Source organism: Comamonas sp. w2-DMI (assembly GCF_040187735.1).
Classification (GTDB): domain Bacteria; phylum Pseudomonadota; class Gammaproteobacteria; order Burkholderiales; family Burkholderiaceae_C; genus Comamonas; species Comamonas terrae.
The window spans coordinates 123,141-141,819 of record NZ_JBANEL010000006.1; the positions used below are offsets into that span (position 1 = coordinate 123,141).

16 protein-coding genes and 1 tRNA gene are annotated in these 18,679 nt (G+C 67.1%); 10 read left to right on the forward strand and 7 right to left on the reverse strand.

Annotated elements, in window-relative coordinates; genetic code table 11:
* Nucleotides 1-3: 3 nt before the first annotated feature.
* The 3 genes from V8Z74_RS08680 (at nucleotide 4) to V8Z74_RS08690 (ending at nucleotide 3,652) form a co-directional block, all read left to right on the forward strand.
* Nucleotides 4-825, forward strand: a complete 822-nt coding sequence (locus V8Z74_RS08680; protein ID WP_349708896.1) for an IclR family transcriptional regulator — start codon at nucleotides 4-6, stop codon at nucleotides 823-825.
* Nucleotides 826-975: 150 nt separating this feature from the next.
* Nucleotides 976-1,953, forward strand: a complete 978-nt coding sequence (locus tag V8Z74_RS08685; protein ID WP_066477980.1) for an AAA family ATPase — start codon at nucleotides 976-978, stop codon at nucleotides 1,951-1,953.
* A 1-nt stretch (nucleotide 1,954) separates the two neighbouring features.
* On the forward strand, nucleotides 1,955-3,652 hold the full coding sequence (locus tag V8Z74_RS08690) for a cobaltochelatase CobT-related protein (protein WP_349708897.1): 1,698 nt from the start codon (nucleotides 1,955-1,957) through the stop codon (nucleotides 3,650-3,652).
* 192 nt (nucleotides 3,653-3,844) lie between these two features.
* Here V8Z74_RS08690 and V8Z74_RS08695 read toward each other — a convergent pair whose 3' ends face one another.
* Nucleotides 3,845-5,266 (reverse strand): NAD(P)/FAD-dependent oxidoreductase, encoded by a 1,422-nt coding sequence (locus V8Z74_RS08695; protein WP_349708898.1) that lies wholly within the window; start codon nucleotides 5,264-5,266, stop codon nucleotides 3,845-3,847.
* 324 nt (nucleotides 5,267-5,590) lie between these two features.
* On the opposite strand from V8Z74_RS08695, the gene V8Z74_RS08700 reads away from it, so the two are divergent.
* From V8Z74_RS08700 to V8Z74_RS08710, 3 genes are all read left to right on the forward strand, one after another.
* Nucleotides 5,591-5,989, forward strand: coding sequence for a nuclear transport factor 2 family protein (locus V8Z74_RS08700; protein ID WP_349708899.1), 399 nt, complete (start codon nucleotides 5,591-5,593; stop codon nucleotides 5,987-5,989).
* Nucleotides 5,990-6,298: 309 nt separating this feature from the next.
* Nucleotides 6,299-6,706 (forward strand): nuclear transport factor 2 family protein, encoded by a 408-nt coding sequence (locus V8Z74_RS08705; RefSeq protein WP_349708900.1) that lies wholly within the window; start codon nucleotides 6,299-6,301, stop codon nucleotides 6,704-6,706.
* 119 nt (nucleotides 6,707-6,825) lie between these two features.
* A complete protein-coding gene (locus V8Z74_RS08710) occupies nucleotides 6,826-8,265 on the forward strand; it encodes an amino acid permease (RefSeq protein WP_349708901.1) in 1,440 nt (479 codons plus the stop codon).
* A gap of 40 nt (nucleotides 8,266-8,305) precedes the next feature.
* Here the strand turns inward: V8Z74_RS08710 and pdxR are convergent, their stop codons facing one another.
* Nucleotides 8,306-9,829 carry a MocR-like pyridoxine biosynthesis transcription factor PdxR gene (gene pdxR, locus V8Z74_RS08715; RefSeq protein WP_349708902.1) on the reverse strand — a complete coding sequence of 508 codons (1,524 nt, stop codon included), beginning with the start codon at nucleotides 9,827-9,829 and terminating at the stop codon, nucleotides 8,306-8,308.
* Nucleotides 9,830-10,037: 208 nt separating this feature from the next.
* Here pdxR and V8Z74_RS08720 point away from each other — a divergent pair.
* Nucleotides 10,038-10,114: transfer RNA gene (locus V8Z74_RS08720), tRNA-Arg, on the forward strand.
* 101 nt (nucleotides 10,115-10,215) lie between these two features.
* Nucleotides 10,216-10,794 carry a transcription elongation factor GreB gene (greB, locus tag V8Z74_RS08725; RefSeq protein WP_349708903.1) on the forward strand — a complete coding sequence of 193 codons (579 nt, stop codon included), beginning with the start codon at nucleotides 10,216-10,218 and terminating at the stop codon, nucleotides 10,792-10,794.
* A 153-nt stretch (nucleotides 10,795-10,947) separates the two neighbouring features.
* Here the strand turns inward: greB and V8Z74_RS08730 are convergent, their stop codons facing one another.
* The 5 genes from V8Z74_RS08730 to V8Z74_RS08750 all read right to left on the reverse strand — a co-directional run bounded on the left by V8Z74_RS08730 (nucleotide 10,948) and on the right by V8Z74_RS08750 (nucleotide 16,547).
* Nucleotides 10,948-12,276 (reverse strand): lytic murein transglycosylase, encoded by a 1,329-nt coding sequence (locus tag V8Z74_RS08730; protein WP_349708904.1) that lies wholly within the window; start codon nucleotides 12,274-12,276, stop codon nucleotides 10,948-10,950.
* Between the two features lie 122 nt (nucleotides 12,277-12,398).
* The gene (locus V8Z74_RS08735; protein ID WP_066478003.1) at nucleotides 12,399-14,654 is read right to left on the reverse strand and encodes a RelA/SpoT family protein; all 2,256 of its coding nucleotides are present in this window, start codon (nucleotides 14,652-14,654) and stop codon (nucleotides 12,399-12,401) included.
* 103 nt (nucleotides 14,655-14,757) lie between these two features.
* Entirely contained in the window at nucleotides 14,758-14,961 is a 204-nt protein-coding gene (gene rpoZ, locus V8Z74_RS08740) for a DNA-directed RNA polymerase subunit omega (RefSeq protein ID WP_066478006.1), read from the reverse strand.
* A gap of 18 nt (nucleotides 14,962-14,979) precedes the next feature.
* Nucleotides 14,980-15,609, reverse strand: coding sequence for a guanylate kinase (gene gmk / locus V8Z74_RS08745; RefSeq protein ID WP_066478013.1), 630 nt, complete (start codon nucleotides 15,607-15,609; stop codon nucleotides 14,980-14,982).
* Between the two features lie 44 nt (nucleotides 15,610-15,653).
* A complete protein-coding gene (locus tag V8Z74_RS08750) occupies nucleotides 15,654-16,547 on the reverse strand; it encodes a YicC/YloC family endoribonuclease (protein ID WP_083526651.1) in 894 nt (297 codons plus the stop codon).
* Between the two features lie 89 nt (nucleotides 16,548-16,636).
* On the opposite strand from V8Z74_RS08750, the gene V8Z74_RS08755 reads away from it, so the two are divergent.
* Nucleotides 16,637-17,674, forward strand: coding sequence for a serine/threonine protein kinase (locus V8Z74_RS08755; RefSeq protein WP_066478019.1), 1,038 nt, complete (start codon nucleotides 16,637-16,639; stop codon nucleotides 17,672-17,674).
* A complete protein-coding gene (locus tag V8Z74_RS08760) occupies nucleotides 17,671-18,573 on the forward strand; it encodes a PP2C family protein-serine/threonine phosphatase (RefSeq protein WP_349708906.1) in 903 nt (300 codons plus the stop codon). The genes V8Z74_RS08755 and V8Z74_RS08760 overlap by 4 nt, the downstream gene beginning before the upstream one ends.
* Nucleotides 18,574-18,679: the final 106 nt, after the last annotated feature.

Below are 18,679 nucleotides of genomic sequence, written 5' to 3' on the forward strand. Positions count from 1 at the left end.
AATATGATGACCCACGCTATGAACACAACGGACAAGGCCACGGCGCGCATCGATGGCGATACCCCCAACCTGCGGCTGTTCGCGCTGCTGGAGGCCATCGCCTGCAAGGACGCGCCCTTCACGCTGCAGACCATGGTCGAGGAGACGGGGCTGCCCAAGCCCACCATGCACCGCATGCTCCAGCAGCTCGAAGGCGCGGGCATCCTGCAGCGCGAGGGCAACGGGCGCCACTACGGCACGGGCCGGCGCCTGATGCGCCTGGCCGAAAGCGTGCTGCTGAACAACACCACGCACGGCGCGCGCCACGCGGTGCTGGCGCAGCTGGTGCGCGACATCGGGGAAAGCTGCAACATCACGGCCTTCTCGGGCAGCGAGGTGCTGTACCTGGACCGCGTGGAAACGCCCGCGCCGCTGCGCTTTTACCTGCATCCGGGCTCGCGCGTGCCCGCGCACTGCTCGGCCACGGGCAAGCTCTTCCTCAGCCAGATGGCGCCCGCGCAGCGCCGGCGCCTGCTGTCGGCCGTGGAGCTGGAGTCGTTCACCGCCAACACGCTGACGGGCTTCGAGGCCCTGGAGCGTGAGCTCGATCAGGTGCGCGAGCAGGGCTATGCCTTCGACAACGAGGAATTCCTGCCCGGCCTGCTGTGCCTGGGCGTGCTCGTGCCTTCGCCCCAGGGCGCCTCGAACATGGGCCTGGCGGTGCAGGCGCCCATCATGCGTTTCTCGCGCGAGCGGGCGCTGAGCTTTCTTCCCAAGCTGCGCGCGGCGGCCGAGGCCATTGCGCGCATCAACGACGAACTGCCACCGGGAGCCGACGATGACTGATGTGCATCACCCCCTGAGCGGCTGCGCCGCCTCCCCCTCTCTCGCTTTGCGGGAGGGGGACGACGCCCTCGCTGCGAGGCGGCTCTTGCTCGGCGTCTCTGACTTGATGTGTGCCAGTTTTATTTTGCATAGCCAAGGAGAGTGGAAGTGATGCAAGAACCGACGCGCATGCTGAGCGTGCGCGATGCCTTCGGCATCGACACCGACCTCGAGGTGCCGGCCTTTGCCGAGCGCTGCGAGCATGTGCCGGCCATCGACGCGGCCTACCGCTTCAATCCGCAGGCCACGCTGGCCATTCTTGCGGGCTTTGCACACAACCGGCGCGTGGTCGTCCAGGGACTGCACGGGACCGGCAAGTCCACGCATATCGAGCAGGTGGCCGCGCGGCTGAACTGGCCGTGCGTGCGCGTCAACCTGGACGGCCACATCAGCCGGCTCGACCTCGTGGGCAAGGACGCCATCGTGCTGGAAGAAGGCAAGCAGGTGACCCGCTTTCAGGAGGGCATATTGCCCTGGGCGCTGCAGCGGCCCGTGGCCCTGGTCTTCGATGAATACGACGCGGGCCGGCCCGATGTGATGTTCGTCATCCAGCGCGTGCTCGAGCGCGACGGCAGCTTCACGCTGCTGGACCAGAAGAAGGTGCTGCAGCCGCATGCGCACTTCCGGCTGTTTGCCACCATGAACACCCTGGGCCAGGGCAACCTCTCGGGCCTGTACCACGGCACGCAGCTGCTCAACCACGCCCAGCTCGACCGCTGGAACCTGGTCACCAGCCTGGACTACCTGCCGCCTGCCGAGGAGGCCGCCATCGTGCTGGCGCGCGTGCCGCAGCTGGCCACGCCCCCGGGGCGCGAGCAGGTGGCGGCCATGGTGGCGCTGGCCGCACTCACGCGCAAAGGCTTTGCCGTGGGCGATCTGTCGCTGCTGATGTCGCCGCGCACCGTCATCACCTGGGCCGAGAACACGCAGATCTTCCACGACCTGCGCCTGGCTTTCGAGCTGTCCTTCCTGAACAAGTGCGAGCCGGCCGAGCGCGCCATCGTGGCCGAGTATTTCCAGCGCTGCTTCGGCAGCGAGCTGGCGCGGCATGGCGAAGCTGCGGATGCCGGCCTGCTGCAGGCGCACTGACATGCAGGCACCTGCAGCCACGCAGGCCTCGCTGGCCCAGATGGAAGTCTGGGGCGGGGCGCTGCTGCGCGCCGTCACGGGCGATGCCTCGCTGCAGTGGAGCGGCCAGACCCTGTACCGGGGAACCGACCCCGTGGCCCTGCCCGCCGCGCATCACAGCGATGTGCCAGCGCAACTGGCCGACCAGCGCGGCCTGCTCGACGGCGCGGGCCTGCGCCTGCGGTTCAGCGATGCGGCGCTGCACCGGGCCCATCTGCCCGCAGACCCCGTGGAGCGGCTGGTGTTCGAGCTGCTCGAGCAATTGCGCGTGGAAAGCCTGGTGCCCGCCTCCTGGCCCGGCGCGCGCGCCAATCTGCAGGCGCGCTTCGTGCACTGGTGCCAGTCCTTTGCCGATTCGGGCCTGACGGAAAGCAGCCTGGGCATTCTGCTGTTCACCGTGGCGCTCACGGCCTGGAGCCGGCTGACCGGGCATGAGCCGCCGCATGCGCTGTCCGACCTGGCCGAGGCCACGCGCGCCGCGCTGTCGGCCGAGATCGGCGGCCAGTGGCCGCTGCTGCGCCGCCACCGGGCCGACCAGCAGGCCTTCATCGCACCCGCGCTGGCCGTGAGCCGCTGGGTGGGCCGGGCCGTGCGCGCCGCGCAGCAAGAGGCGCCGCGCGGGACCGGCCAGCCGCGGCGGCGCAGCGGCTTTGCGCTGCCCCTGCATTTCGAATCCCAGTCGCCCGAGGCTGCGCCCGTGGCCCATACCGGCGACAGCCGGGCCTGGGCCAGCACGGCGCAAAGCTACCGGGTGTTCACGCGCGCCTACGACCGCGAGGCCCAGGCGGCCGAACTGATCCGCGCTGCGCAGCTGGCCGGCTTGCGCGCGCAGATGGACGAGGAACTGGCGCGCAGCGGCCTGCACGCGGGGCGGCTGGCGCGATGGCTGCAGCAGCGCCTGGCCAGGCCGCGGCGCGAAGGCTGGCATTTCGGGCTGGAGGACGGGCATCTGGACGGCAGCCGGCTGGCGCAGCTGGTCGGCGATCCGCAGCAGCGCGCCGTCTTCAAGGACGAGGCGCAGCGCCCGGTCAGCGATGCCGCGGTGGGCATTCTCATGGACTGCTCGGGGTCGATGAAGGCCCATGCGCGCCAGCTCTCGCTGCTCGTCGACGTGCTGGGCCGTGCCCTGTCCATGGCCGGCGTGCCGGTGGATGTGCTGGGCTTTTCCACGCTGGCCTGGAACGGCGGGCGGGCGCGGCGCGACTGGCAGCGCGCGGGCCGGCCCGAATTCCCGGGGCGGCTCAACGAGCGGCTGCACATCGTCTTCAAGGACGCGGCCAGGCCATGGCGCCACGGCCGCCATGGCATTGCGGCGCTGCGCAAGCCCGATCTGTTCCGCGAGGGCATGGACGGCGAGGCCGTGGAATGGGCCTGCGGGCGGCTGCTGCAGCGGCCGCAGGCGCGGCGCATCCTGCTGGTCATCTCCGACGGCTGTCCCATGGACACGGCCACGCACCAGAGCAACGACGCCCACTACCTGGACCAGCACCTGCGCCAGGTCGTGGCGCACCACGAGCGCGCGGGCGATGTGCGGATCTGCGCACTGGGCGTGGGACTGGACCTGGGCGTGTTCTACCGCCGGCGCCTGGCCGTCGATCTCGATGCGCGCATCGACGAGGCGCTGCTGCAATCGGTGGCCGAACTGATCTGCCGGCCCTGAGCCATTGTCGGTGAACCTGCTAAAAGCGGAGCGGCTTGCGCTTGCCATGCATGATTTCTGCAATGAAAAGTCATTGAATTCTTGAATTGGCAGGCACTCAATGCTCCTGTTTTCAAAGCCCGCGCATAAAAAAGAAGCCGGCCATCCGGTCCGGCTTCAAGCAGCAAAAAAGGCCTGCCGTCCGGCGGCGGTTCAGAGCTTTTCGTCGCGCAGGTAGTACCAGTGGTACAGAAAGCGCTGGCCCAGGCGGCGAAACGGTGCGAAGGCCGGCGAGCGCACGGTGTTGAACAGATTGGGGTATTCGAGCTCGGAGTTGTAGATGGGCAGCTCGAAGGCCTTGCTGTGGCGCCCCGCGATGCGCTCGGCCATGCGCCGGCCCGCATGGGCCGAGAACGACACGCCGTTGCCGCCGTAGCCCACGGCGTAGAAGATGCTCTGCTGCGGATCGGGCTGGAACACGCGCGGCATCATGTCGTGGCTCACGTCCACCCAGCCCCACCAGGAATAGTCCACCTCGATGCCCTTGAGCGCCGGGAACTTGCGGTGCAGGCCGTCCACCAGCTTGGCCATGTGCACGGGGTTGGGCGCGTCGGCGCCGGTGACGGCGCTGCGGCTGCCGATCTGCACGCGGTTGTCGGGCAGGCGGCGGTAGTAAAAGCGCAGCGTGCGCGTGTCTGTGATGACCTGGGTGGTCTTGAAGCCCGTGGCCTCCAGCTCCTGCTCGGTCAGCGGCCGCGTGACCAGCGAGTTCGAGAGAATCGGCATGATCTTGGAGCGCAGGCTGCCGTGCAGGCCGTTGCTGGTGTAGCCGCCCGTGGCAAAGCCCACGGCGCGGGCGCGCACCGTGCCGCCCGGCGTGCGCAGGTGGTGCACGCCGTTGCGCGTCTCCACGCCGAGCACGGGGCTGGCCGGATGCACCTTCACGCCCAGCTGGCGGGCCTTGCGCAGGTAGCCGAAGGCCAGCTTGAGCGGATGCACGCCGATGCCGTCGGGCTCGTGCATGGCGCCGTGGCTGTCGGCATCGTTCACATAGTCGCGGCGCACTTCCTCGGGGCTGAGCATGCGCGCGTCGTAGCCGAAAACCTCGCGCATGATGCGGGTCTCGTTGCGCAGGAAGTCCAGCTTCTTGTCGCGGTGGGCGATGTAGAGATGCCCGCCGGGCTGGGGCTCGCATTCGGGGAACTCGGCCACCAGGTCCTTGAATGTCTGGAAGCCCTCGCGGATCTCGGCGTCGAGCCTGAGGGCCACGTCCTTGCCCCAGCGCTCTATCCATTGCGAGCGGTACAGGCGGCCGCTGGCGTTCTGGCCCTGGCCACCGTTGCGGCTGGTGCAGCCCCAGGCGGTCTGGTTGGCGTCCAGCACCACGGCGCGTATGCCGTGCTCGCGCGCCAGGAAGAGGGCGGTGGACAGGCCCGTGAAGCCCGAGCCCACGATGGCCACGTCCGCATCGATGTCGCCGCACAGCGGGCCGTCGTCCTCGGGCGGGCGTCCGGCCGTGCCCACCCAGTAGGTGGGGGCGTAGCCCGTGCCGTGGCCCGGCGTGGCGGCGACCAGCGGGTCGTACTGCGGGTCGTAGGGGGTGAGGTAGCTCGGGCTGATGTCCTCGGCTTTCATGCGTATGTCTCCTGTGGCCGCGCCGTGGCGGCGCCGGTGTTCTTGATGCAAGGGCAATCGCATCAGCGCGGCCCTCAAGCACGGTCCGGCTGGTGGATGGGAGACAGCTTATCCAGCGTCCGGGCCCGGCCGTTAGCGCCAGCGGCAAGGTTTCGATAGAGCCAGAAACCGGCACCAGGCCGCGCTGGACTTAACGATTGGGTCCTGCTGGCTCTAACCGGAATGCAGGAGGCTGCCTACCATGGCTTCGGCACCTTGAGTGCCTTGCGCGTTCGCGCGCGATGCCGCACGGGTGCCGCCACCATTCAACGACAAGGAGACCGCATGACCCGCACCACCACCCCGCCCGACGCCCGCTTTCTGGCGGAATTCGCCGCCGCCTGGAACCGCCACGACATCGAGGCCCTGATGGACTTCATGGCCGAGGACTGCGAGTTCCACGCCGTGGCCGGCCCCGATTTGATGGGGCGCAGCTTCATCGGCCGCGAGGCGGTGCGCGAGGGCTTCCAGATGGCCTGGCAGGCCTTTCCCGATGCGGCCTGGATCGATGGCGAGCATTTCGTGCACGGCGACCGCGGCGTGTCGGAAAGCACGTTCCAGGGCACCAAGGCCGACGGGCTGCGCGTGCAGGCCCGCATGGTGGATGTGTTCACCTTCCGCGACGGCAAGATCGCCGTGAAGAACGCCTACCGCAAGGACCGTCCGCCCGTGCCGGCCGCCTGAAGCGCCAGCGCACCCGCAGCCGTCCTGGCGGCTGCCAATACCAGCTTTGCCGGCCGGGGCTTCATGCCCCGGCCGATGTTTTTTCGGGGTCCACAATGGCATGGAATCCGCTTTGCTGGAACCAGCCGCCGGGTTTTGATGGAACCAGCCGCTGCATGGCGCCAGACAGGGGCATCTGGTCCTAACGATAGGCCGCAACTGGTTCTAATCATTCGCTTCCTCGCTACCTACCATGGCTCATCGACAACGTGATGACAGGGTGCAGCGCACAGCACCAAGCACCCGGGCAAAACCATGACAGGAGACGATATGACCAGCACTGCTTCCCCGCCCGCCACCCCGCCCGACGCCCGCTTTCTGGCGGAATTCGCCGCCGCCTGGAACCGCCACGACATCGAGACCCTGATGGGCTTCATGGCCGAGGACTGCGAGTTCCACGCCGTGGCCGGCCCCGACCTGATGGGACGCAGCTTCATCGGCCGCGAGGCGGTGCGCGAGGGCTTCCAGATGGCCTGGCAGGCCTTTCCCGATGCGGCCTGGGTCGATGGCGAGCATTTCGTGCACGGCGACCGCGGCGTGTCGGAAAGCACGTTCCAGGGCACCAAGGCCGACGGGCTGCGCGTGCAGGCCCGCATGGTGGATGTGTTCACCTTCCGCGACGGCAAGATTGCCGTGAAGAACGCCTACCGCAAGGACCGTCCGCCCGTGGCCGCCTGACGGCCCGCACCACGAATCGCTGGATCGACCATGGCCCGGGCCTGCGCACGCAGAGCCGATACCGAAAGACGAGAGCCGTGGCGCCTGACATCCCGAGTCAGAAGCACAGGAGACATTTCATGATTGGAAATCAGCACGCTCCCTCGCCGGAGCTCTCGCACGGCCTGAAACAGCGCCACATGACCATGATCGCCCTTGGCGGCGTGATCGGCGCAGGCCTTTTCGTCGGCAGCGGCGTCGTCATCAAGTCCGCCGGCCCGGCGGCCATTCTTTCCTTCCTGATCACCGGCCTGCTCGTGGTGCTGGTGATGCGCATGCTGGGCGAGCTGGCCTGCGCCATGCCCGGCGGAGGCTCGTTCTACGAGTATGCCCGCGAGGCCTGGCGCGACCGCCCGGCGATCGGCCAGCTGGCGGGCTTTCTCACCGGCTGGATGTACTGGTACTTCTGGGTCATCGTCGTGGCCATCGAAGCCGTGGCCGGCGCCGACCTGGTGCGCTACTGGCTGCCCGACGTGCCCAGCTGGAGCATCAGCCTGGTGCTGCTGGTCCTGCTGACGCTGACCAATCTGATCTCGGTGAAGTCCTTTGGCGAGTTCGAGTTCTGGTTCGCCTCCATCAAGGTGGCGGCCATCGTGGTCTTCCTGTTCGTGGCCGGCGTCTACGTGCTGGGCCTGACGCCGGGCTCCCAGGGCATGCATGTGGCCAACCTCACGGCCAACGGCGGCTTCATGCCCAACGGCTTCGTGCCCGTGCTGACCGGCGCGGTGGCGGCGACGGGCTTTTACTTCGGCGCCGAGATCGTGACCATTGCCGCGGCGGAAACCGCCGAGCCCCAGAAGGCCGTGGTCAAGGCCACGAACTCCGTGATCACGCGGGTCATGGTGTTCTACGTGGGCTCGCTGCTGCTGGTGGCCTGCCTGGTGCCGTGGAACGACGGCGGCATCGCCACGCCCTATGTGAGCGCGCTCAACGCCATGGGCATTCCGGCCGCCGCGCAGATCATGAACGCCATCGTGCTCACGGCGGTGCTGTCGGCGCTGAACTCGGGGCTGTACGCTTCCTCGCGCATGCTGTTTGCCCTCACGCGCCGTGGCGATGCGCCGCAGGCACTGGCCAAGGTCAGCCGCAAGGGCGTGCCGGTGCGCGCCACGCTGGTGGCCACGCTGTTCGGCTATGGCGCGGTGGTCATGTCCTATGTCTCGCCCGACCAGGTCTTCGCGTTTCTCGTGAACTCCTACGGCACCGTGGCCATCTTCGTCTACATCCTGATCGCCATCTCCCAGCTGCGCCTGCGCTACCGCCTGGAGCGCGAGGCCCCGCATCTGCTGAAGGTGCGCATGTGGTGCTTCCCGTACCTGACCTGGCTGGCCATCTTCGGCATGCTGTCCATCGTGGTGGCCATGGCCTTCATCCCCGAGCAGCGCACGCCCCTGGCGCTGGGCATTGCGAGCCTGTGCATTCTGCTGCTGGCCTACGGCGTGCGCCAGACCATGCGCAAGGGCGTGATTCCCGACGGTTTTTTCGATGAGTTCGTGCAGCCCGAGCTGCGCAAGAACTGAAGCCGGGGCCTGCTGAAAAGCAGGCCCGCGCACGGCACGGCTACAGACTGCGCATGGCATCGGCCAGGGCCTGAACGCCCTGGCCGATCTTGTTGGCGGGTATGGACTGGTAGCCCAGGCGGATGAAATTGCCCGGCCTGCGCGTGGAGCTGAAGAACACATCGCCGGGCTCGATGAGCACACCCAGCTTGGCGGCGCGCCGCGCCAGCGCCTGGGCCGGCACCTGGGCCGGCAGCTGCACCCAGCAGGAGCCGCCGCCGCGCACGGGCGTGATGCGGCAGTCGGGCAGATGCTCGGCCATGGCATCGACCAGCGCCGCATGGCGCTCCTTCTGCGCCTGGGCCAGGCGCCGCAGCTGCGCCTCGTAATGCCCCAGCGAGATGAACATGGCCAGCGTTCTCTGGATGAAGGTCGAGGGGTGGCGGATCATGAGGCGGCGCAGCGCGCGCAGCTCGCGGACCAGCTCGGGCGCGGCCACGATATAGCCTATGCGCAGGCCGGGGGCCAGGCTCTTGGAGAGGCTGCCCACATAGATCACGCGGTTGCTGCGGTCCAGGCTCTTGAGCGCGGGAATGGGATGGTCGTCGAAGCTGCTCTCGCTCTCGTAGTCGTCCTCGATGAGGATGAGGTCGTGGGCCTGGGCCATGTCGAGCAGGGCTTCGCGCCGCTCCAGCGGCATGGTCACGCCCGTGGGGCACTGGTGGCTGGGCGTCACGTACAGGTAGTCGAGCTTGCGCAGCCGGCTGCCCAGCGGCATGCCTTCGGCATCCACGGTGATCGGAATGACCTGCGAGGTGCGGCTGCTGAAGATGTTGCGCGCATCCGGATAGCCGGGGTCCTCGATGCCTACGGTCGAGCCTTCGCGCATCAGCAGATCGGCCACCATGTACAGCGCATGCTGGGCGCCGACGGTGATGATGATCTCGTCGGGCGAGGCCCAGACGCCGCGGCGCGGCAGGATCTTGGCCTGGATCTGCTGGATCAGGCTGTCGTCGTCGCGTGCGATGAGGTCGGGCGCCCATTGGTGGATGTCCATCACGCTCAGCGCCTTGAGGCAGCATTCGCGCCAGGCCGCGGTGGGAAACAGCTCCTTGTCGAACTGCCCGTAGAGGAAGGGGTAGGGAAAGCGCTGCCAGTCCTCTTCCTTGATGATGCTGCGCTGCTGGCTGGGGCGCAGCCACAGGCGCTGGGACCAGTCGGTATGGGCTTGCGGCGCGGCATCCCGGGCGCTACGGGCCGCCGTGCCCGTGGGCCGGCCCTGCAGGACGTCGGGGTGAATGAAATGCCCCTTGCGCGGCTGGCTCAGCAAAAAGGCTTCCTCGGTCAGCTGCTGGTAGGCCAGGATCACGGTGATGCGGCCCACCTGCAGCTGCCGCGCAAGTTCGCGGCTGGAGGGTATGGGGTCGCCGGGCGTGAGCACGCCGGCCAAAATGGCATCGACCAGCATGGCGCGGATCTGGCTCTGCAGGCTCTGGCCGGGCTTGGCGCTGCGGCGAAACAGCTGCTCCCACATGGCGGCGGAAGGCGGATTTCTGGGGGCGGCGTGCGGTGAACTGGTTGTCATGTCTCTTGGAATCCCTGCCAGTCTGGAGGTGCTGGCTTGCATGGAACCAATATATAGCGCGCCGATCCCCCGTGCTGGCCGGGGCCATCGTGCGGGCGCAACGGCACGCCTCCTGAAACGGCGGCCCTGGCGCTTCTGGACCGGGATGTACAGTTTTTTTGAGAAATTTCCCGGAGGGCTCAAAAATAAGGTTAGAATACGAGGCTTAGCGGCTGTAGCTCAGCTGGATAGAGTACTTGGCTACGAACCAAGGGGTCGTGGGTTCGATTCCTGCCAGCCGCACCAAACGACAAGCCTCAGAACAGCAATGTTCTGAGGCTTTTTCGTATGGGGTCGTCCCCTGGGCTCGGTCCATGCATGCCGTGTTCTGTGTGAAGATCGGTGCCATGAGCAAGGCTTTCACCAAGGAATCCGATGGCGACGACGAGGATGACGTCGGCGCGCTGCCGCCCTTGCCCGCGGGCGGCAAGAACTACATCACACCCCGGGGTTTCCAGCGCCTCAAGGACGAGTTGCTGGACCTGATCGACAACGAACGCCCCCGGATCGTCGAGATCGTGCACTGGGCTGCCAGCAACGGCGACCGCTCGGAAAACGGCGACTACCTGTACGGCAAGAAGCGCCTGCGCGAGATCGACCGCCGCATCCGCTTTCTGACCAAGCGGCTGGAGATCGCCGAAGTGGTCGACCCTTCGGTCCATGCGGGCAGCGAGCAGGTGTATTTCGGCGCCACGGTCACCTATGTGGACGACGAGGGCGTGGAGCGCACCATCACCATCATGGGCATCGACGAGGCCGACAGCGCGCAGAATCAGGTCAGCTGGATCGCCCCGGTATCGCGCGCGCTGCTCAAGGCGCGCGTGGGTGACGAGGTGGCCTTGCCCACGCCCGCAGGCGTGCGCATGCTGGAGATCCTGGAGGTCGCCTATCCCGAGCCCGGCGGCGGAAATCCGGGCCCGGCCTGAGCCCCGGGCCATGAAAAAAGCGCGGACTCTCAGAGCCAGCGCTTTTTTTCATGGCTGCCTGCTCAGGCAGATCCACGCTTTCAAGGCATCGATGCAATGAAGTCAATAGCCGTCAGGCGCAGGGTGCTCTGCTATCGATAGCGGATGCATGCGTCATTGCGCACTGGTTTGCTGCAGCTTCTGCAGCAGCTCCTGCGTCGGGTAGCCGTCCGCCGGCAGGCCCAGGCTTTGCTGGAACTGGCGCAGCCCGGCGCGGGTGGCGGGGCCCATCACGCCGTCGGCGCTGCCCGCATCGAAGCCGCGCGCATTGAGCGCGTTCTGCATGCTGCGCATCTGCTCGCGCGACAGCGGTGCCAGCTCGCGCGGCCAGTCGGCCAGCACGCCGGTGCCGCCGGCCAGTTGCTGGGCCAGCAGGCTCACGCCCAGCGCATAGTTCACCGAGTTGTTGTAGCGCAGTATGGCGCGGAAATTGGAGCCGACCATGAAGGCCGGCCCGCGTGCCCCGGCCGGAGCGATCACGCTGGCGCCTGCCATGGCCGGCAGCTCCTGGCCGCTTGCGGCCTGCACGCCCTCGGCGCCCCAGGCGCCGCTGTTCTGGCGCGTGCTCAGCTCGGCCCGCGCATAGTCGAAGCCGGCGGGCAGGCGCACTTCCACGCCCCAGGGCTCGCTGCCGTTCCAGCCCGAGTTCGCCAGGTAATTGGCCGTGGAGGCCGTGACATCGGGTATGGAGCCCCAGATATCGCGGCGGCCGTCGCCGTCGGCATCGACGGCGTATTGCAGATAGACCGAAGGCAGGAACTGCGTATGTCCCATGGCGCCGGCCCAGGAGCCGATCATGCGCTCGGCATCGATGTCGCCGTTGTCGATGATGCGCAGCGCCGCGATCAGCTCGCGCTCGGCCCATGCGGCGCGGCGGCCGTCGAAGGCCAGCGTGGCCAGGGCATCGACGACCGGGTAGTTGCCGAAATTGCCGCCGTAGTTGCTCTCCATGCCCCAGATGGCGGCGATGACGGGAGCCGGCACGTCGTAGCGCTGGCTGGCGGCCTGCAGCGCCCTGGCATGCTGCTGCATCTTGGCGCGGCCGTTCTTGACGCGCAGCGGCGAGACGGCGCTGTCCAGGTACTGCCAGGGCGTGCGCGTGAATTCGGGCTGGGCGCGGTCCAGGTGGACGATGCGCTGCAGTCGGACATGGGGCAGCACGGTGCGCACAGTGCGTTCCGAAATGCCGGCAGCCAGCGCCCGGGGGGCGAATGCCTGCTTCCACTGGGCAAAGCTGGCGGCTTCGGCACGCGGAACGTCTTCTTCCGGGACTGGCGCGGGCGCCGGGGCGGCAGGGGCCGTGGCGGCCGGCGTGGCCGGAACTGCGGCGGGAGGGGGTGGCGCCGTGGCGCAGCCAGCCAGCATGGCGGCCACGGCCAGGGCACCGCTCAGCAGGCCGCGCTGCGCCGGCGCGGTGGGGAAGGCGTCAAAGGTGTTGGGCATGGCCCATTGTCGCCTGACGCAGGCCGCTTGCCGGGACTGCGGCAGTCAGGATGTGCCCGCAGAATGCAACAAAATCTCTCGGCCGCATCATGGACCGGGCGCGGCGGGCCGGGCTCCGTGGGTCAGGCCATGACGCGGGTGGCGCGCACCACGGAATGCACGCGGCGCAGATTGCGCAGAGCGGTCTCGAGCTGCTGGTTGTTGTGCACGGAAATCACGAAGCGCAGATCGGTGGTGCCGACCGCGCCGTCGTCGGCCATTTCCACACGCGAGATGTCGGCCTCCGCATTGGACAGCTCGGCCGCCACGCGGGCCAGCACGCCCTTGCTGTTCTGCACGGTGACGACGATGCCGGCCTCGAACGGGCGGGTGATGTCCTCGGCCCATTCCACGGTGATGAAGCGGTCGTTGTCCTTTTCGCGCAGCTTGATGGCATTGCGGCATTGCGCATGGTGCACGATCAGGCCCTGGCCGCCCAGGTAGCCGACGATGGGATCGCCCGGCACGGGACGGCAGCAGTGTGAATAGTGCACCGAGCTGCTTTCCTCGCCGTTGAGCGTGACGGCGCCATGGAAGGGGCGGTTGGTGGTGTTGAAGCGCTCCTGGGTGATCAGCAAGGCATCGGGGCGCACGCCGTGCTTGGTCATGAAGGAGGTCATGCGCGCGGCCACCAGCGAAGGGATGCGGCGGCCCATGCCGATGTCCACCAGCAGGTCGTTGGCCGTGCGGTTGCCGGTGATGCGCAGGATTTCGTCCCAGACGCCCTTGTTGGCCTCGTCCTCGGGTGGAATGGTGTCTATGCCCTCGGCGCGCAGCGCCTGGGTCAGCAAGGTGGTGCCCAGCTGGGCGGCTTCGGTCTGGGCGGCGCTCTTGAGGTAGGAGCGGATCTTGGAGCGCGCGCGGCCCGTCTTCACGAAACTGAGCCAGCCGGGATTGGGCTTGGCGTCCTCGGAAGTGATGATCTGGATCACGTCGCCGCTCTTGAGCTCGGTGCGCAGCGGCACTTCCTCGTCGTTGATCTTGGCGGCCGTGGTGTGGTTGCCGACCTTGCTGTGGATGGCATAGGCGAAGTCCACCACCGTGGCGCCGCGCGGCATGGCCATGATCTCGCTCTTGGGCGTGAACACGTAGACGGCATCGGGGAACAGGTCCACCTTCACATGGTCCCAGAACTCGGTGGCGTCGCGCGTCTCGTTCTGGATGTCCAGCAGCGACTGCAGCCATTGCGTGCTCAGCTGGTCCGAATCATGGCCCTGCTGCGCCTTGTAGAGCCAGTGGGCGGCCACGCCGGCCTCGGCCACGATGTTCATCTCCTCCGTGCGGATCTGGAATTCGATGTTGACGCTCGACGGGCCGACCAGCGTGGTGTGCAGCGACTGGTAGCCGTTGCTCTTGGCGATGGCGATGTAGTCCTTGAAGCGGCCCGGCATGGGCTTGTACTTCTGGTGCAGCACGCCCAGCGCGGTATAGCAGTCCAGCGTCTGCGGCACGATGATGCGAAAGCCGTAGATGTCGGTGACCTTGGCAAAGCTCAGCTGGTTCTTCTGCATGCGCTGGTACAGCGAGTACAGCGTGCTTTCGCGTCCCATCAGGCGCGCCGGCAGGCCGCGGCGCGTGAATTCGGCGTTGACCTCCTCCTGCACGCGCTGCACCAGGTCGCGGCGGCGCATGCGCGAGCGGTTGATGGCCTTTTCCAGCGTGGCATAGCGCCAGGGGTGCAGATGCTTGAACGACAGGTCCTGCAGCTCGCGGTAGGTCTGGTTCAGGCCCAGGCGGTGGGCGATGGGCGCGTAGATTTCCAGCGTCTCGGAGGAGATGCGGCCCCATTTGCTGCGCGGCATGTCGCCCATGGTGCGCATGTTGTGCGTGCGGTCGGCCAGCTTGATGAGGATGACGCGCACGTCGCGTGCCATGGCCAGCAGCATCTTGCGGAAGGACTCGGCCTGGTTTTCCTCGCGGGTGTTGAACTGCAGCTTGTCCAGCTTGGTGAGGCCGTCCACCAGATCGGCGACATCGGCGCCGAAGCGCTCCACCAGGTCGGCCTTGGTCACGCCGCAGTCTTCCATGGCGTCGTGCAGCAGCGCGGCCATCAGCGCGGGCGCGTCGAGCTTCCAGTTGGCGCAGATGCCGGTGACGGCGATGGGATGGGTGATATAGGGGTCGCCGCTGCTGCGCCACTGGTCGGAATGGGCGCGGTCCGCATACAGATAGGCTTCTCGCACGCGCGCAATGCTGTCGGCATCCAGGTAACCCAGGTGCGCGAGCAGGCTTGTGAAGGCGCTGGCGGACACGTCGGCAGCCTGCTCGGCGGACATGCGCCCGGGCTTGGCTGCCGGCGGTGTGAGGGTTGCAGAGTTCGAGTTCTGGGCCGCGGTCATGTCCTAAATGTAGCGTGCATGCAGCGATGGGGCGCCGGCGGACATAAAAAAGCACCGACTAGCGGTGCCTTTAGGGTCCGGTGTGGTGCGGCAGCGCAACAGCTCAGCCCGGCACCTTCTTCAGCATCTCGAGGCCGACCTTGCCTTCGGCAATCTCGCGCAGGGCCGTGACGCCGGCCTTGTTCTTGGTCTCGATCTTGGGCGTGTGGCCCTGATTGAGCATGCGGGCGCGGTAGGTTGCGGCCAAAACGAGCTGGAAGCGATTGGGGATTTTTTCCAGACAATCTTCAACGGTGATGCGTGCCATCAGGAACTCCGGGATACGTCAGTTGGATTCGGGAATGTTGAGCGACTCGAAGGTCTCGGCGCGCAAGCGCCGCTGGGCCGCATATTTGAGGCGCTGGGCGTGGATGATCGCCTTCAGATCGAAAAGCGCGCTCTCGAACAATTCGTTGATTATAACGAAGTCGAATTTGGACACCTGGGCCATTTCCTCGGCGGCGTTCTTCAGGCGTAGCTCGATGACTTCGGGCGCGTCCTCGCCGCGGTTTTCCAGGCGCGCGCGCAGCTCTTCCCAGCTCGGCGGCAGGATGAAGATCAGCACGGCATTCGGAAATGCCTGCTTGACCTGCAGCGCGCCCTGGAAATCGATCTCCAGCAGCACGTCGGCGCCGGCCTGGATGCGCGCTTCGAGCGACTTCTTGGCCGTGCCGTAGCGGCGGCCGTGCACATTGGCCCATTCGACGAAGGCATTGTTGGCCACCATGGTGTCGAATTCGGAATCGGGTACGAAATAGTATTCGCGGCCGTGCTTTTCCTGCCCGCGCGGCGCGCGCGTGGTGTGCGAGACCGAAGGATAGACGCGGGCGTCGAACTCGCGCAGCGCGCGCACAAGGCTGGATTTGCCGGCGCCGCTGGGCGCCGACACGACAAAAAGATTTCCGGGATGATCCATGACGGTGTGCGTAGAGGGGAGGTTACGCATGGGAGATAGCTGGCTTACTCGATGTTCTGCACTTGTTCGCGCATCTGCTCGATCAGGACTTTCATGTCCACGCTGATGCGCGTGAGCTCCAGCGTGGCGGACTTGGAGCCCAGGGTGTTGGCTTCGCGGTGCAGCTCCTGGATCAGGAAGTCCAGGCGCTTGCCGATGTCGCCGCCCTTCTTGAGCAGGCGCTCGAGCTCGTCCAGGTGGGAGGCCAGGCGGGTGATCTCCTCGGCTACGTCGATGCGGATGGCAAAGGCCGTGGCTTCGGCCAGCGCGCGCTCCTGCGCGGCTTCGGGCGCCACGGCGCCTTCGCCCAGGGCCATGGCGTCCTTCCAGCGTTCGAGGAATTTCTGGCGCTGCTGCTCCACGAGCTGCGGGACCAGGGGCGCGGCCTGCTTGGCCAGTTCGCGCAGCTGGGAGATGCGGTCCAGCAGCATGTCGGTCAGGCGCTTGCCTTCGCGCTCGCGGGAGGCCAGCAGCTCCTCGACGGCCTGCTCGGCCAGCGCGGGAACGATGGCGCTCCAGTCGGTGGCCGGGCCGCTGCTGCCGCTGCACAGGCGCAGCACGTCGGCTACCGACAGCTCTCGGGCCTTGGGCAGCCAGGCCTGGACGGTATCCTGCAGGCCGACCAGGCGCTGCAGCTGGGCGGACGAAGGGGTGGAAAGCGTATGGCTGGCGTCGACGTCGATGGCGGCGCGAACTTCTACCTTGCCGCGCTTGAGGCGCGCTGTCAGCAAGGTGCGCAGAGCCGGCTCATGGGCGCGCAGTTCGTCGGGCAGGCGGAAGGACAAATCCAGAAAGCGGCTGTTGACCGCACGGATCTCAAGGCCCAGGCGGCTGTTTCCCTCAGGCGCTTGACCACCCTCAGCGGATGCGCTGTGCTGGGCACTGGCGTATCCGGTCATGCTGTAAACTGGCATTGGACTTTTGATGGATGCTTGCAATTGCGCGATTATCCGGGTTTCGCATCATCCTTGGGGTTTACCGGTAAAAAATGTCTACCAAGATTAAGCCAGCGCCCTTGCCGCCTGGCAGCGCGATAGGTGGTTACCGGGTGGTGCGCAGGCTTTCTTCGGGAGGGTTCGGCATTGTCTACCTGGCTCTGGATTCCGAGGGCAAGCAGGTAGCGATCAAGGAATACCTGCCGGCCTCGCTGGCCACCCGGGCGCCGGGCGAGCTGCAGCCGGCCGTGGCACCAGAAAAACTTTCGCTGTACCGCCTCGGGCTCAAGAGCTTCTTCGAGGAAGGGCGCTCCCTGGCCCAGATCTCGCACGCCTCCGTGGTGAGCGTGCTCAATTTCTTCCGCGAGAACGAGACCGTCTACATGGTGATGAACTACCTGGAGGGGGCAACCCTGCAGGACTTCATCGTCACGGCGCGCGAGCTCAAGACCGGCAAGGTGTTCCGCGAATCGACGATCCGCTCCCTGTTCGACGAGGTGCTGCGCGGCCTGCGCATCGTGCACCAGCACAAGATGCTGCACCTGGACATCAAGCCGGCCAATGTCTTCATCACCAATGACGACAAGGCCGTGATGATCGACTTCGGCGCCGCGCGCGAAGTGCTGTCCAAGGAGGGCAACTTCGTGCGCCCCATGTACACGCCCGGCTTTGCCGCGCCGGAGATGTACCGGCGCGACGCCATGCTGGGGCCCTGGACCGATATCTACGCGATCGGCGCCTGCATCTATGCCTGCATGCAGGGCACGCCGCCGCACGAGGCGCCGCAGCGCCAGGAAAAGGACCGGCTGACGCAGTCGCTGGCCCGGCTGCGCGGCGTGTACTCGGACAATCTGATCGAGGTGGTCGAGTGGTGCATGGCGCTGGATCCGCTGTCGCGCCCGCAATCCGTATTCACGCTGCAAAAGGAGCTGAGCCGCGAGGGCGAGCGCCGCTACACCAAGCTGGGCGTGGGCGACCGCGTGCGCATGCAGCTGGACACCCTGGTCACCGACGCCAGGAAGAACCTGCAGAAGATCAGCGGTGCCGGGGCCCTGCCCGGCGCTGGCGGCGGCACCGGGCGCAAGTCATGAAATTTTCCGTATTCCAGCTCAGCCGCCGCGGCGGCCGCCACATCAACGAAGACCGCATGGGCTACTGCTACACGCGCGAAGCCGCGCTGTTCGTGCTGGCCGACGGCATGGGCGGCCATCCCGACGGGGAGGTGGCGGCCCAGATCGCCCTGCAGGTGGTATCGGCCCAGTTCCAGCAGAAGGCCCGGCCCGCGCTCGAGGAGCCGCGGGCGTTCCTGGAGGAAGCCCTGCTGCAGGCGCATCGCCAGATCCTGCGCTATGCCAGCGGCAAGGGCATGATGGACACGCCGCGCACCACGCTGGTCGCGGCCGTGGTGCAGGACGGCTGCGCCACCTGGATCCACTGCGGCGATTCGCGCCTGTACTGGCTGCGCGACGAGGAGCTGCTGGAGCGCACGCGCGACCATTCGTACGACGAGATGCGCAAGGTCTCGCCGCTGGTCAACCCGTCCAACCGCAACGTGCTGTTCACCTGCCTGGGCTCGCCGTCCAAGCCGATCTACGACGTCAGCGAATCCCGGCCCCTGGCGCAGGGCGACCGGCTGCTGCTGTGCTCGGACGGCCTGTGGAGCAGCGTGCAGACGCCGCAGTTGCTGCAGCTCATGCACCGGCGGCCCGTGGCCCAGTCGGTGCCGGCGCTGGTGGATTCGGCCCTGCGCCGCGCAGGGGATGCGAGCGACAACGTCACGGCCATCGCCATGGAGTGGGAAACTCCGAATGCGCAGGAAGCCACGGCCATCTCCACCCAGGAGATCGAGGACGACGCCTTCGAGTCCACCATCCAGATGGGCTCCCTGGACACACCCGAGGACGAGCTGGACGACGAGGCCATCGAGCGCTCGATTGCCGAGATCAACGAAGCCATCCGCCGCTCGGCCGAGCGCCTGGTCAGGCGCTGAGCCCTGGCGGCGCGCCGCCATGCCGGGAACCGGCCGGGCTTTCGAAGAATCATTGAAACCATAGCTGAGAGCGCAGGCGCTGCAAGCGTCTGCCTGGATTTTGATC

Excerpts from the sequence above, each read along its gene's own strand:
- V8Z74_RS08680 (WP_349708896.1), top strand. The coding sequence starts at position 4 with ATGATGACCCACGCTATGAACACAACGGACAAGGCCACGGCGCGCATC.
- V8Z74_RS08685 (WP_066477980.1), top strand. The coding sequence starts at position 976 with ATGCAAGAACCGACGCGCATGCTGAGCGTGCGCGATGCCTTCGGCATC.
- V8Z74_RS08690 (WP_349708897.1), top strand. The coding sequence starts at position 1,955 with ATGCAGGCACCTGCAGCCACGCAGGCCTCGCTGGCCCAGATGGAAGTC.
- V8Z74_RS08695 (WP_349708898.1), bottom strand. The coding sequence starts at position 5,266 with ATGAAAGCCGAGGACATCAGCCCGAGCTACCTCACCCCCTACGACCCG.
- V8Z74_RS08700 (WP_349708899.1), top strand. The coding sequence starts at position 5,591 with ATGACCCGCACCACCACCCCGCCCGACGCCCGCTTTCTGGCGGAATTC.
- V8Z74_RS08705 (WP_349708900.1), top strand. The coding sequence starts at position 6,299 with ATGACCAGCACTGCTTCCCCGCCCGCCACCCCGCCCGACGCCCGCTTT.
- V8Z74_RS08710 (WP_349708901.1), top strand. The coding sequence starts at position 6,826 with ATGATTGGAAATCAGCACGCTCCCTCGCCGGAGCTCTCGCACGGCCTG.
- pdxR (WP_349708902.1), bottom strand. The coding sequence starts at position 9,829 with ATGACAACCAGTTCACCGCACGCCGCCCCCAGAAATCCGCCTTCCGCC.
- greB (WP_349708903.1), top strand. The coding sequence starts at position 10,216 with ATGAGCAAGGCTTTCACCAAGGAATCCGATGGCGACGACGAGGATGAC.
- V8Z74_RS08730 (WP_349708904.1), bottom strand. The coding sequence starts at position 12,276 with ATGCCCAACACCTTTGACGCCTTCCCCACCGCGCCGGCGCAGCGCGGC.
- V8Z74_RS08735 (WP_066478003.1), bottom strand. The coding sequence starts at position 14,654 with ATGACCGCGGCCCAGAACTCGAACTCTGCAACCCTCACACCGCCGGCA.
- rpoZ (WP_066478006.1), bottom strand. The coding sequence starts at position 14,961 with ATGGCACGCATCACCGTTGAAGATTGTCTGGAAAAAATCCCCAATCGC.
- gmk (WP_066478013.1), bottom strand. The coding sequence starts at position 15,609 with ATGGATCATCCCGGAAATCTTTTTGTCGTGTCGGCGCCCAGCGGCGCC.
- V8Z74_RS08750 (WP_083526651.1), bottom strand. The coding sequence starts at position 16,547 with ATGACCGGATACGCCAGTGCCCAGCACAGCGCATCCGCTGAGGGTGGT.
- V8Z74_RS08755 (WP_066478019.1), top strand. The coding sequence starts at position 16,637 with ATGTCTACCAAGATTAAGCCAGCGCCCTTGCCGCCTGGCAGCGCGATA.
- V8Z74_RS08760 (WP_349708906.1), top strand. The coding sequence starts at position 17,671 with ATGAAATTTTCCGTATTCCAGCTCAGCCGCCGCGGCGGCCGCCACATC.